The following is a 13559-nucleotide window of genomic DNA, read 5'->3' as shown; positions in this document are numbered from 1 at the left end:
CAGCTGGCGTGTTACTGCATGCTGGGGTATTGCCCGTCGCATACACTAGTGGGCCCCGGTTCGGGTCCGGGTCATTATCGGACAAGCGCGCAGCATCTTCGGGCTACATTCGCGAGCACGCAGGAGAAAATAATTGAAGCATTATGAGTCGTCCTGGAGCGAGCTGCTGCAGGGCCGTAACGGCCTACGCTCCCTCGCCCTGGCTGGTGGTGTGGCTGTACACGCCGTAAACGTGTATATCGTCACCACGATTCTGCCGTCTGTGGTTGAAGATATCGGCGGTCTGGCCTATTACGCATGGAACATGACGCTGTTTGTGGTCGCCTCCATCATCGGCTCAGCACTCTCGCCCAAAACCATGGATTCCATGGGGCTCAGGCACGCCTTTCTTTTTGCAATTTTTGCTTTTTCTCTTGGCACTATTGTTTGTGCTATGGCACCGACCATGCCCTGGCTGCTTGCAGGGCGTACAGCGCAAGGCTTGGGAGGCGGGCTGTTATTGGGCTTGAGTTATTCTGCCGTGCGTCTGGTGTTTGAGGAACGCCTGTGGTCGCGCGCCATGGTGTTGGTTTCCAGCATGTGGGGTGTAGCAACGCTCGCCGGGCCGGCCATAGGCGGTATATTTGCGCAAACAGGGCATTGGCGGCTGGCGTTCTGGGCCGTGCTGCCCATAGCAGGCTTGCTTGCCGTGTTGGTGCATACACAACTGCAACCGCGTTCGCGCACAGAGATGCAACGTGCACAGGCACCTTTCAGACGCATTATGCTGCTGGCCTTGTCGGTGTTGGTGGTGTCGATTGCAAGCGTGCCAGAAAGCCTGGCCTGGAATTCTGCCGGGGTGGCTGCCGGTGTATTACTGACCCTGTGGATTGCAAGATTAGACAAACGGGCCGCCATCCCATTGCTGCCCCGGGGCACGTATGCGTCTGGTACCGCGCTGGCCAGTCTTTATGCCTGCATTGCGTTATTAAGCATGGGGGTAACGACCGAAGTATATATTCCCTACTTTCTCCAAATTATTCACGGGAAAACGCCATTGGTCGCGGACTACTGGATGGCCCTGCTGTCTGCAGGGTGGACTGCCGGCTCCTTCGTAAGTTCAGGCAGGTCGACACGGGTTGTCAATATGCTGATCAGAATGGGGCCGGTTGTTTCGGCGCTCTCGCTGGCTTTGCTGGCAGTTCTGATGCCGCTTGGAGTACTGTCAGAGGGTGGGTCGGGCCTGGTCAATATACTGATGCTTCCGCTGTTCGGTGTTGGGTTGGGGGTGGGCATATGCTGGCCCAATCTGTTAACACGGGTATTTCGATCTGCTCCGAAAGGGCAGGAGAACATTGCGTCGGCAGGTATTACCACCTTGCAGCTTTACGCCATGGCAATGGGTGCGGCCCTGGCTGGCATGGTGGCCAATGCGGCCGGCTTAACCAGCCCGGGTGGCGTTTCTGGTACACAACACGCGGCGTTGGCGCTGTTTGCCGTATTCGCCTGCGCGCCTGGCCTGGCTATCTTTATGACGGGTGGTGCTCGCGCTGTGGCAGACCGGCGTGGTGCCACACCCAGCGGCAAGACAGCTACCTCGCCTTAATCCGGCGAGGCGGATCGCCGGGTTGTTGGGTAAGAGATCTGATCTGGTGGCATAAGCGTTATATGGACCACTGCTATATTGCTGCCCGCCGCAGCAGGCAGCCAGGTCAGACAAGAGGGCCGACCTGGTTGCACCAACCTTGTAGTGACCGTGCTATTTAGGCAAACGGAACAGGTCTGGGTCGGGGCCGCTGCGCCCGTCGGCCTTATCCAGGCTTGCGATGGCTGCCATATCTTGGTCGTCCAGAGCAAAATCGAAGCACTGCAAGTTTTCAACAATACGGCTGGGCGTTACTGACTTTGGGATCACCATATTGCCAAGCTGCAGATGCCAGCGCAGCAAAACCTGAGCGGCAGTGCGCTTATGCTTGCTTGCGATCTGCTTTAGGGTGGCATCTTCCCACAGCCTGCCTCGGCCCAATGGGCTCCACGCCTCGGTGATGATGTCATGTTCTGCATGAAACTCACGCAGAGCGGCCTGCTGAAAGTTGGGGTGCAACTCGATCTGGTTGACCACGGGTAACACACCCGTTTCGTCCAGCAGGCGCTCCAGGTGCGGAATATTAAAGTTGCACACGCCGATAGATTTGGCCAGGCCTTCATCGCGCAGTGAGATCATGGCCTCCCAGGCTTGTACATAAAGGTCGTTTTTTGGAACAGGCCAGTGGATAAGGTACAAGTCGACATAGTCAAGGCCAAGCTTTTCCAGGCTTTCCTGGAAAGCTGCTCGCGAGATGTCATGGCCGTGGCGATCATTCCAGAGCTTGGTCGCGATGAAGAGTTCATCACGTGCAACCCCCGACTGTGATATACCCTTGCCTACGCCGACTTCATTGCCGTAGATGGCCGCAGTGTCGATGGAGCGGTATCCGGCCTCGATGGCGGTCTGTACTACGGAAGTGACCTTGTCGTCATCGATCTGCCATGTTCCGAACCCAAGTTGCGGAGCGCTGCGGCCGTCATGGAATTCGATAATGTTTGGATGCACTGACATTTTTCCTCCTTGCTGATACACGTGAGTGCGGCAGGTGGACACGGGGCTGTGTCAGGCCGCAATATCTTTGGTTATACGATTGCTGCAATGCAAGGTAGTATATATATACAGGCTCCGTCGGGCCATCTGTGTAAAGGAGATCTACATGAGTGTTCATCGCCAGGCAAAACGTATAAGCGTGCCACAACTTATGGCCTACAAGGGCGAGCGCAAAATTGCCGCCCTGACGTCGTATAGCGCCCCTTTCGCGCGCTTGCTGGACGAAGCGCTGGATATGATACTAATCGGCGATTCGACTGCCATGGTGGCTTACGGTTTGCCAGACACACTATCGTTTACGGTTGAACAAATGGCTGCCCATGCCGCCGCAGTTGTGCGATCTACCGAGCATGCCTGCATTATTGCCGATATGCCGTTTGGTAGCTACCAGCAATCTCCTCAGCAGGCATTTGCCAGCGCTGCGCACATTCTGGCCGCCAGCGGCGCCGATGGTGTCAAGCTGGAAGGCGGCGTAACCATGGCTGAAACGACACGGTTTCTGGTTGAACGTGGCATACCGGTGCTCGCTCACGTAGGGCTAATGCCGCAGTACGTCAATACCATGGGGGGCTTCAAGGCCCAGGGCATGACCGACGAGTCGGCCGAACGCATTCTGCAGGACGCCATTGCGCATCAGCACGCGGGCGCATTTGGGGTTGTTCTTGAGGGTGTGGCTGAGGCATTGGGGCGGCGCATTACAGAAACGCTTGATATTCCAACCATTGGTATTGGCGCATCGCCGGCATGTGACGGCCAGATTCTGGTCACAGAAGACATTCTGGGCCTGAGCGGCGACCGCATCCCCAAGTTTGCCAGGCAATTTGCCGACATTGGTTCGCAGATACGTCTGGCTGTGGAGCAGTATGCCAATGAGGTGCGCGACGGAGAGTTTCCCCGGCTTGAAAACTGTTTTGGTGTGAAAAAGTAAACGGCAGTTGGTGCGCGGACATAACGCCTCGCGCACCTTGCGAGCAACATAAAAAGCCATTGCAAGCATCACCACAAACCAAGTTGCTAGGGAAATGACGGCGGGCCGTAGCCGTTTGTAAGCAACGCCCGCCACTTGGCAAGCTCGGTGCTTAGCCGCCTGTCGAATTCTTGTGGAGTGCCCCCTTGGACTATGGCACCCATAGAAGCTATGCGTGCCATGACATCAGGGTCAGCCAGCACCTCATTGAGGGCCGTATTGGCGCTCTTTATGGTTTCAGCAGGCGTTTCTTTGGGCGCCATAAGGCCGAGCCATAGTGCCTGCTGCAGCTCTGGGTGGCCCAGCTCAGTGGTGGTGGGCACGTGTGGCAAGCTGCTTAGCCTTTTGTTGCCCATGACTGCTAGTGCCTTTATCTTGTGCCGCTTTACCTGCTCAGCGATTTCGGGAGCCACATGGAACATAGACTGGATTTCTCCTGAAACCAGGTTGCTCGTGGCCTGGCTGGCAGAGCTGAACGTAACAGGCACCATATTGGTGTCGGTCAGGGTCATGAACAGCATGCTCGCCACATGAGAAACGCTGCCATTGCCGCTGGATGCCACGTTGACGACCCCCGGATTAAGGCGCAGATAGCGCGTGAACTCGTCAAGGTTGTTTACGGGCAATGCCTTGGTAACCGCAATGATAGTGGGAAACCGGGCCGCGAGACTGACAGGCATGTAGTGTTCGCGCGGGTCAAAGGGCATGGCTCTGTACATGCCTGGCCGGGTTGTCTGCATGCCTACGCCGGTTAAAACCAATTGCAAGGCTTTGTTGGGCTGAGAGGTGGTATGCGGCGGGGCGTGACCGATGAAGGTAAACGGTGTGTTCAGGTGTGTCGTTAGTTTTTGGGCGAGCAGCCTGGCAAGTGGCGCGTCGATGCCCCCACCGGCTGGCGAAAGTACTGCGATTTGTACTGGCTTGCCCGGCGGCGGCCATACGCTGCCAGCTGCGCTGACAGTGCACGAAACAACCAGTGCTGTCAGGCCTGCCATACGTAGAATGGTGTTGCGCATGATATCGTCCGTTGGCATTGCGGGGCGTAAAAGGCCGCCGCTGCAATAATGCGCCGTGAATGCTTGGTTCAGGGGTAATAATTTATCATGATGAAAGGCCTGCCGGTCTGCGAGTTTGCAAGATCGGCTTTATCCGTTAAATGGACAAAAAAACATGCAGCATCTTGCTTTTGGCGTAATGGAACTCGTGCTGGTACTGGCAGGCGTCGTGGCAGGCGGGGTGGTTGTCGCTATGTTTGCGCGATCACGCCTGGCTCGGGTCCACGCTGCCGAGGTGGCTGCAAGCGCGACGGCGGCACAGCACGCCGAGCAACGTGACGAGGCGCGCAGCCAGCTGCAAGCGTTGCGAGATACCATGGCGGAACATGAGCAGCTGCATGCGCATACCGACCGCACACTGGCTGCTGCCGAGTCTACCGTGCAAAACCTGCGCGAGCGGCTGGCTGAGGCCCACGCCAATCTTGATGCCCGCGAGCTCGACCGCAATCGTCTTGCATTGCAAGTTTCCACGCTTGAAAAATCTCTGGCCGAACTGCAGGCGGTGCATACCGAGAAACTTGCTGGCTTTCAGGAAATGAAAAAAGGGTTCGAACAGTCGCGAGCCCAGCTTAAAACCGAGTTTGAAAACCTGGCAAGCCAGATACTTGAAGAAAAGGGCAGGGTGTTTGCCCACAATAGCCGCGTCTCGCTTGATGCCATGCTTAAACCGTTGCGCGATCAGATCGACAGTTTTCAAAGCAGGGTCAACCAGGTTCATGATGAAACCGTGCGAGGCAACGCGTCGCTGGGGTCTGAAGTGCGCCGCGTCATGGAAATGGGGTTAAAGATTAGCGCAGAAGCCAATACCTTGGCCCAGGCGCTCAAGGGTGACAAGAAGACTACGGGCAATTGGGGTGAAATCCAGCTGGAAACCACGCTTGAGCTTGCTGGCCTGATGAAAGACGCGCACTTTAAGGCCCAACCGCGTTTCAAGGATGGCGAAGGCAATAGCCGTCAGCCTGATTTCGTGGTGACCTTGCCCGATCAAAAGCATATGGTCATCGACAGTAAGGTGTCGCTGGTTGACTACGAACGTGCCGTTGCCGCCACAGAGCTGGCTGACAGAGAGGCAGCACTTGATGCCCACGTCAAGGCCGTGCGCAACCATATTGATGACCTGGCGCGCAAAGACTATACCAATCTGGTCGGCATGCGCAGCCCCAGTTTTGTATTGATGTTCATGCCGATTGAGCCGGCGTATATTGAGGCGCTCAGGCATAGCCCTGACTTGTTTGAGTATGGTTACCGGTCCAGTGTGATTCTGGTCTCTCACACCACACTCATGCCCATATTAAAAACCGTTGCCAATTTGTGGATGATGGCGCACAGCAACGAAGAAGCTCAGGCGCTTAGTGATCGTGCCGGTGATGTTTACAACCAAGTGGTGGTGGTGGCAGAGCGACTGAAGAAACTGGGTGATACGCTCGAAACTGTGCGGCGGCAGTACAACAGTACCGTAACAGCCGTTGCGGGCCAGCAAGGCCTGCACGGGAAAGCGGCAAGGTTTGGCGAGCTGTCTTCAAAAGCCCACAAGCGCATGCCTGACGTTGAGCCGCTGCATGCCGACTTTGAAAGCGAACGACTCGATCTCATCGTAACGCCGGTGCCTGAGCCCGACACCGACCAGGCCTCAGGCCGTATCGTGGAATAAAACAGTGTCTACTCTGCCAAATTCAAGTACCTCCAGACCAGAGTTTCTGGTTGCCGTGCTGTCCGTTGCCATCCTGATTGTGCTGGTGCTTGTGGATATGTATGCCCGGCTGGTTGTCGATGACGCCAAACTGTTGGGGGCTGTGCGCTGGGGGTTTGTGGCGGCGGTTGCTACGAGTGTCGGGACGCTCCCTGTGGTGCTCTCAATCAAGTTTTCACAACGCGCCAATGACGCCATGCTGGGTTTTGGTGCGGGTGTCATGCTGGCGGCGAGTTCGTTTTCGCTAATTTTGCCTGCGCTCACCATTGCGGGCGAACAGGGGGCGGGCCCATGGCATGCCGGCGGTATCGTCAGCGCGGGCATTTTTTTTGGTGCCTTTGGTCTGCTTTTGCTCGACAGGGTTATGCCGCATGAGCATTTCGTCAAAGGGGTCGAAGGTGCCAGTACGCAAAAATTAAAGCGTGTCTGGCTGTTTGTATTTGCCATCTGTCTGCATAATTTCCCCGAGGGCTTGTCAATTGGTGTGGGCTTTGGTGGGCCAGATGACGTGGGCGCGCGGGTACTGGCCATAGGCATATCGGCGCAAGATATTCCAGAGGGGTTGGTCATTGCGCTGGCCTTGACCAGCGTGGGCTACGGCCGCTTGCTGGCAGTAGGTGTGGCTGTGCTGTCTGGCCTTATTGAGCCAATTGCCGCCATTATTGGCGTGGTCGTTGTTGGCCTGTCTGAAGCCATGCTGCCCTGGGGCCTTGCTGCGGCGGCAGGTGCCATGCTGTTTGTCATCAGCCATGAAATCATTCCCGAATCACACCGTCAGGGGCACGAGTCGGCCGCCACTCAGGGCCTGATCATTGGCTTTGTGCTAATGATGCTGCTGGACACCGCTTTGGGGTAGAGGCTGGCAGGTGGTTGCGCTGTTGTCTGACCAAACACTAAAACCGCGCTGAGGCTTTGCGTCGGGCAGCAGGCTGAAGGGCACATGCCTCCCGGTGTGCCCTTCAGCCTGCGTTTAGTCATTAACAGAATCACCACACTCTCCGTACAAACCCTCATGTAAACCTTTGTTCTTGCGCGAATAGTCGAGGTAGCATACGGGTCGGGGATACATCATGCGAGAAAATCGCTGTTCTTGTGGCCACACGCCGCACGTTTTGCAAGCATTTGGGCCAAACGCGCAAATGTGGCGCAACTGGCTGACATAAGTCGGCTTATTAGAAAGTATAGGGAGATCGTTATGCGTAAGTTTTTTCCGTCATCGCTCAATAAGCGGCTGGCACTCACGGCAGGGGCGGCAGCGATGTTTGCCGCCATGTTGTCACCATTGCCAGCAGCGGCCCAGCAAAAGTTCGTCAGTATCGGCACGGGCGGCGTAACGGGTGTGTATTATGCAGCGGGCGGGGCGATCTGCCGACTGGTCAATAAAGACCGTGCCAAACACGGCGTGCGTTGTTCCGTCGAGTCTACCGGCGGGTCGGTGTTCAACGTCAACACCATCAAGGCCGGCGAGCTTGACCTCGGCGTTGTGCAGTCTGACGTGGGCTACAACGCCTATAACGGTGAAGGTCAGTTCAAGGAAGCGGGAAAGTTCGAGAAACTGCGTTCGGTTTTCTCACTTCATCCCGAGCCCTTTACCGTTGTGGCACGCAAAGAAGCCAATATCAAGTCTTTTGATGATTTCAAAGGCAAGCGATTCAACGTCGGCAACCCCGGTTCTGGCACGCGCGCGTCCATGGATATGCTGCTGAAAGAGCGTGGCGCAGACTACTCCTTCTTTTCGCTGGCCTCCGAGTTGCGTCCTGATGAGCATGGCTCGGCATTGTGCGACGGCAAGATCGATGGCTTTTTCTATGGGGTAGGCCACCCATCTGCAAACATTCAGGATCCCACCACTACTTGCGCTGCTCAGCTCGTGTCGCTGACAGGCCCGGCCGTGGATGCCCTGGTTGATCGCTACCCGTACTATGCCAAGGTAGCCATACCGGCTGGCCTGTACCCCAACAACCCAAATGACACCGAAACCTACGGTGTGCTGGCAACCTTTGTAACGTCGTCAGACGTACCTGACGAAACCGTTTACCTGGTCGTCAAAGCGGTATTCGACAATCTTGAAGACTTCAAAAAGCTGCACCCTGCCTTTGGTCACCTTGAAGCCAAAGACATGGTCGGAAACGGTCTGTCGGCACCGCTGCATCCGGGTGCTGAGAAATACTTCAAAGAAAAAGGCCTGCTGTAAAGGTCAGAGGTTCGGGGCATAATGCCGTTTGGCACGCCCCGGTAAGCATTTCAATGGTTTTGCCATCGGGCGGCTGCAGGCCGCCCGTCGGTGTTCTAGGCCGGGCTGTCATGCCATGCTTTGGGGCCACGCCTGGCGGCAACGCCGCCATTTTCCGTGTGCTGCAATAACACCCGCATCAGTATGGTGCGCCTGTTGTCTGCAATGTGCTGACCAGAGCGCCAACAATACATCAGGAAAACATTCATGAGCACGATATCCGAGACGCAGGAGCAGGCTAATGCTCACCTGGAGCAACTCGTTGCTGACGTAGACCGGGGTGGACGCGACGTCGCCGGCATTGCTGGCGCGGTGCTTTTTGGTGGCGCTGTGCTCTGGTCGCTGTTTCAGCTCTGGTTCGCATCGCCGCTGCCGTTCACGTTCAGCTTTGGCATATTCAATGATACTGAGGCGCGCGCAATTCATCTGGGCATTGCTATGTTTCTTGGGTATATGGCCTATCCAGCACGCAAATCGTCACCACGCGATGTCATGCCATGGCATGACTGGGTGCTGGCCATTATTGCGGGGTTGTGCGGCTCATACCTGTTTCTCATGTACAACGAGCTTGCCATGCGCCCGGGCATCCCAACCACCATGGACATCACGGTGGCGGCCATAGGCTTGGTGCTGCTGCTTGAGGTAACACGGCGTTCGCTGGGTGCGCCCATGGCGATTCTGGGTATGGTGTTTATTGCCTATGTGTTTCTCGGCCCGTGGCTGCCCGATGCGCTGGCGCATCGCGGTGCTTCCATCGAGCGGCTGGTTTCCCATATGTGGCTGACGACAGAAGGGGTGTACGGCGTTGCCCTGGGTGTCTCGGTGTCTTATATATTTATTTTTGTGTTGCTGGGGTCATTGCTTGACCGCTGTGGTGCCGGCAATTACATGATGCAGGTCTCGTTTGCCTTGCTTGGCCATTTGCGTGGCGGCCCCGCAAAAGTGGCTGTCGTGTCGTCAGCAGTAAATGGCCTGGTTTCGGCGTCGTCGGTGGCCAACGTGGTAACTGGCGGTATTTTTACCATCCCGCTGATGAAGCGCGCGGGTTATGGTGGCATTCGTGCGGGTGCCATTGAAACCGCGTCGTCGGTCAATGGCCAGATTATGCCGCCCGTGATGGGGGCGGCGGCGTTCCTCATGATCGAGTACGTGGGCATACCGTATACCGATGTTATTCGTCATGCCTTGTTGCCAGCATCGATTTCTTATATTGCCCTGTTTTACATTGTGCACATTGAGGCGCTCAAGTTGGGCATACAGCCCATGATGGGCGCAGGCAAGCCTCGCACCATCTTGCAGAAGATGGCGGGCTGGGGCATGGGTATTGCCGGTACGCTTATTGTGATGGGCTTGATCTACTGGATAGGTATGGGCGTGCAGGCCGTTGCGGGTGCGGCGGCCATCTGGATTCTGCTTGGCATACTGCTGGTTCTGTATGTGTGGCTGCTCTACGTTGCCGCGTCGCATCCCGACCTGTCTACTGAAATAAGCATTACCAACCCAGTTCGCCCAGAGCCATGGCCTACCGTACGTGCCGGGCTTTATTACCTGATTCCTATCGGCATTCTGGTGTGGTGTCTGGCTATTGAAAACTTGTCGGCAGGGTTGTCCGCCTTTTGGGCTGTGGTCGCCATGCTGTTCCAGATGCTCACACAGCGTCCACTGATCGCCTGGTTTCGTAAACAGCAGGTTGCTCCGGCGATCAAAAAGGGGGTGTCGGAAGCCATTCTTGGTCTGCAAGAGGGCGCGCGCAACATGATAGGTATCGCCATTGCGTGCGGCACGGCGGGGCTTATTGTGGGCGCTATTACGCTCACAGGCCTTGGGCTGCGCATGACCTCGTTCGTGGAAATCATCTCCATGGGCAGCGTGCTGGCCATGCTGTTTTTTACAGCGGGTGTCTGCCTGATTCTGGGGTTGGGCATGCCCACCACAGCCAACTACATCCTGATGGCTACATTGATGGCGCCCGTCGTGGTGGAGTTGGGGGCGCAGAGCGGGCTGGTGATCCCACTTATTGCTGTTCACATGTTTGTCTTTTATTACGGCATTATGGCGGACATCACGCCGCCGGTTGGGCTGGCAACGTTTGCGGCGGCTGCCATCTCGGGTGAAGATCCCATCAAAACCGGTATTCAGGGCGTGACATACGCCATGCGTACTGCCGTGCTGCCGTTTATGTTTATCTTTAACCCCATGCTGCTGCTCATCGACGTCACAGGTTGGTGGGAGCTGTTTCTTGTTGTCAGCGGGGCAACCATTGCGTCATTGACCTTTGCGGCGGCGACCATGGGGTGGATGCGCATCAAGGCAACTGTCATTGAAATCGCGTTGCTGTTGCTGGTTACCTTTGCCCTGTTCAGGCCAGACTGGTTCATGAACCAACTTTACGACAAATACACCGCTGAGCCGGCTTCGCAGCTGCTCCAGATCGTTGCTGATATGCCGGCCAAAGGCCGCCTGGTTGCCGTGCTCAAAGGTATGAACATTGAAGGTGACGAGCTTGAAAAAACAGTCGCAGTGCCGGTGCCTTTGTTGCCTGAAGCCAGCTCCGCCACGGGTGACAGCGCTGCGCAGCAACGTCTGATGGCAGCGGGGCTTACGGTCATGGCGTTTGGTGATCAGGCTCAAATAGCGTCGGTACGGTTTGGGAGCCAGGCGCGGCGGGCTGGTTGGGAGCAAGGTTGGGACATTGCCCAAGTGCTGGTGCCTAACCAGGCGAGGCCCTCCGAGTTCTGGGTATATATACCGGCACTGGCTCTTTTGATGCTGGTTTGGTTCAGGCAGGGCGGGCGCGAGCAGCGTCGTCGTATTGGCGCCGAGCAGCCCAGTGTTGCCTGACGCAGCATGAGTGTGCCCGACAAGGCTGCGTCTACGCCCCCTTTGCCTGTGCGCGAAGGGGTGGCACCCAGCCGGGTTTTTTTGCCTAAGGGACCTTGGCTATTGTTGCGTGACTTTCTGGTGCAGCGGTTTCCGTATATGCCGGCACAGGTGTTGCTCGACAGGCTGGCGCGCGGCGAGATCGTTGATGGGGACGGCACCGCACAGCACTTCGACAGCCCCTACATGCCTTTGCACTGGCTGTGGTACTACCGAGAGGTGCTCGCCGAAGTCAGCATCCCTTTTGATCTGCCTGTTTTGTATCGCGATGATTGCCTGGTGGTTGTGGACAAGCCCCATTTTCTTGCAAGCATACCGGGTGGACGCCATCTGAAAGAAACCGCGCTGACACGTTTACGGCAGTCGCTTGACCTGCCGCTACTTAGCCCTCTGCACAGGCTGGATCGTGATACGGCAGGGGTGCTGATGTTTTGCATTGATCCGCAGCATCGTGGTGCGTACCAAAGTCTTTTTCAACAGCGTGCGGTGCAAAAAGAGTACGAGGCCATTGCGCCCATCAGGCCTGATCTGTCGCTGCCAATGGTGTATCGCAGTCGTTTGCAGGCCAAGGTGGACGAGTTTGTTGTGGAAGAGATTGAGGGCGAACCCAATAGCGAAACCCTTATTGATCTGGCTGAGCATCGCTCGGCGCTGGGCCTGTATCGCCTTTACCCGCATACCGGGCGCAAGCACCAGTTGCGTGTGCACATGAGTGCGTTGGGCATACCCATATGTAATGACGGGTTTTACCCTGTGCTGCGCGAGTATGCGCAAGCTGATGATTTCAGCAGGCCACTGCAGTTGTTGTCTCGTGCCATCGAGTTTAAAGACCCCTATACGGGAAGCATGCGCCGCTTTGAGAGTCAGCGTTCGCTCGACTGGGACAAGGCGGGCTGAGCAGGCGTTTTCCGTTCAGGACGCGGCCAGACACATTTGTACAGCGGTGCAACCAGACAACTTTGTAAAGCGGCGTAAACAGACATCTTTGTATGGCGGTACGACCAGATATATTTGTAAATCGACGCGACCAGGCATGTTTGCTAAGTGACACGCCCGGCTTAGCGGTGATCGAACCACGCTTGTATGGTGCGGCAATCTGTGGTGCGAGTAAGTGACAGCATAAGCAATAGACGCGCTTTTTGCGGGTTAAGTGAATTGGCCGCTACCCAGTTGTAGCGGCTGTCATCGGGCGCGCAAGACACCATGCCAGAGCCGGTGCGACTGGCACGCACACATACAATGCCGTGCTTTGCCGCCATACGTAAACCGAGGGACGCGCGGGGCGTGAGCCCACCATTACCGCATGCGGCAACGACCATGCCCTGTACGCCAGCTTTGATCGATGCTTCATAAAGGTGGCGTCCGGCGTCTTGATGGTCGTACAAAATATCCACGCGGGGTAGTTGCCGCAGGCCCGTCAGATCAAAGCCTTCTTCAGGCGACACAGCCAGCGGCCAGCCGCGCACAGGAAGCTGATCAAACTGCACGATACCGTTGTGAATGGTACCGAGGGCGCCTTGCTGGCCTGAGCTGAAGGCATCAACACGCGTTGTATTTGTCTTGCTTACATAACGAGCTGCATGGATTTCATCATTAAGCGTTACCACAACGCCCAGACCACGTGCACCGGGTGACGCTGCCACGAGTACAGCATTAAGCAGATTAAGTGGACCGTCGGCACTAATGGCCGATGCCGGACGCATGGCACCTACCAGCACAACCGGTTTTTCGCTGCGCACGACCAGGCTAAGGAAATACGCGGTTTCTTCGAGCGTGTCTGTGCCATGCGTGATGACCACACCATCGATATCGGGCTGTGCCAGGGTACGACGTACTGATCTGGCCAGACGCAGCAGCATGGTGCTGGTGATTTCCCGACTGTCCACGTTAAATGCCTGCTGTGTTCGTATGGAAGCGACTGCAGAGATTTGCGGTACAGCGTGCAGCAACGCATTGACGGGTTCAGTGACGGTGTAGTTCGAAAGCTGAGTGCGTGTATCAGCCGTAGCCGCAATGGTGCCACCGGTACCAATCAGGGCGATAACGGGCAATGAGGGGCGTTGCATGGCGGTTTCCTTTTTATCGGCAACCGTCATTTTGCCATCTTCATCGTTTTG

The 13559-nt window shown here is 56.4% G+C and carries 10 protein-coding genes; 7 read left to right on the top strand and 3 right to left on the bottom strand.

The features are described 5' to 3' along the window. Positions 1-133 precede the first annotated feature (133 nt). Positions 134-1585, top strand: a complete 1452-nt coding sequence (locus FQ179_RS13890) for an MFS transporter (protein ID WP_149397913.1) — start codon at positions 134-136, stop codon at positions 1583-1585. 153 nt (positions 1586-1738) lie between these two features. On the opposite strand, the gene FQ179_RS13885 is transcribed toward FQ179_RS13890, so the two are convergent. Further along, positions 1739-2578 carry an aldo/keto reductase gene (locus FQ179_RS13885; RefSeq protein WP_149397912.1) on the bottom strand — a complete coding sequence of 280 codons (840 nt, stop codon included), beginning with the start codon at positions 2576-2578 and terminating at the stop codon, positions 1739-1741. A 145-nt stretch (positions 2579-2723) separates the two neighbouring features. Between FQ179_RS13885 and panB the strand changes: the two genes are divergently transcribed. Beyond that, positions 2724-3545, top strand: coding sequence for a 3-methyl-2-oxobutanoate hydroxymethyltransferase (gene panB, locus FQ179_RS13880; RefSeq protein ID WP_149397911.1), 822 nt, complete (start codon positions 2724-2726; stop codon positions 3543-3545). Between the two features lie 86 nt (positions 3546-3631). Here the strand turns inward: panB and FQ179_RS13875 are convergent, their stop codons facing one another. Beyond that, positions 3632-4600: a tripartite tricarboxylate transporter substrate binding protein gene (locus FQ179_RS13875; protein ID WP_188074616.1), complete on the bottom strand. Its 969-nt coding sequence runs from the start codon at positions 4598-4600 to the stop codon at positions 3632-3634. A gap of 154 nt (positions 4601-4754) precedes the next feature. Here FQ179_RS13875 and rmuC point away from each other — a divergent pair, with 154 nt between their 5' ends. The 5 genes from rmuC to FQ179_RS13850 all read left to right on the top strand — a co-directional run bounded on the left by rmuC (position 4755) and on the right by FQ179_RS13850 (position 12339). Beyond that, the gene (rmuC, locus tag FQ179_RS13870; RefSeq protein WP_255474993.1) at positions 4755-6290 is read left to right on the top strand and encodes a DNA recombination protein RmuC; all 1536 of its coding nucleotides are present in this window, start codon (positions 4755-4757) and stop codon (positions 6288-6290) included. A gap of 79 nt (positions 6291-6369) precedes the next feature. Next, complete coding sequence (locus tag FQ179_RS13865) at positions 6370-7185, top strand: ZIP family metal transporter (RefSeq protein ID WP_255475024.1); 816 nt, start codon at positions 6370-6372, stop codon at positions 7183-7185. 339 nt (positions 7186-7524) lie between these two features. Continuing rightward, complete coding sequence (locus FQ179_RS13860) at positions 7525-8523, top strand: TAXI family TRAP transporter solute-binding subunit (RefSeq protein ID WP_149397909.1); 999 nt, start codon at positions 7525-7527, stop codon at positions 8521-8523. 246 nt (positions 8524-8769) lie between these two features. Continuing rightward, complete coding sequence (locus FQ179_RS13855) at positions 8770-11403, top strand: TRAP transporter fused permease subunit (protein ID WP_149397908.1); 2634 nt, start codon at positions 8770-8772, stop codon at positions 11401-11403. Positions 11404-11409: 6 nt separating this feature from the next. Continuing rightward, a complete protein-coding gene (locus FQ179_RS13850) occupies positions 11410-12339 on the top strand; it encodes a pseudouridine synthase (RefSeq protein WP_149397907.1) in 930 nt (309 codons plus the stop codon). 161 nt (positions 12340-12500) lie between these two features. On the opposite strand, the gene FQ179_RS13845 is transcribed toward FQ179_RS13850, so the two are convergent. Beyond that, positions 12501-13538, bottom strand: coding sequence for an asparaginase (locus tag FQ179_RS13845; protein WP_149397906.1), 1038 nt, complete (start codon positions 13536-13538; stop codon positions 12501-12503). Positions 13539-13559 lie beyond the last annotated feature (21 nt).

It is taken from the genome of Pusillimonas sp. ANT_WB101 (assembly GCF_008369125.1).
Classification (GTDB): Bacteria; Pseudomonadota; Gammaproteobacteria; order Burkholderiales; family Burkholderiaceae_B; genus Allopusillimonas.
Note: the sequence above shows the minus strand (reverse complement) of the source record. Positions and strands in the feature narration are given on the sequence as shown.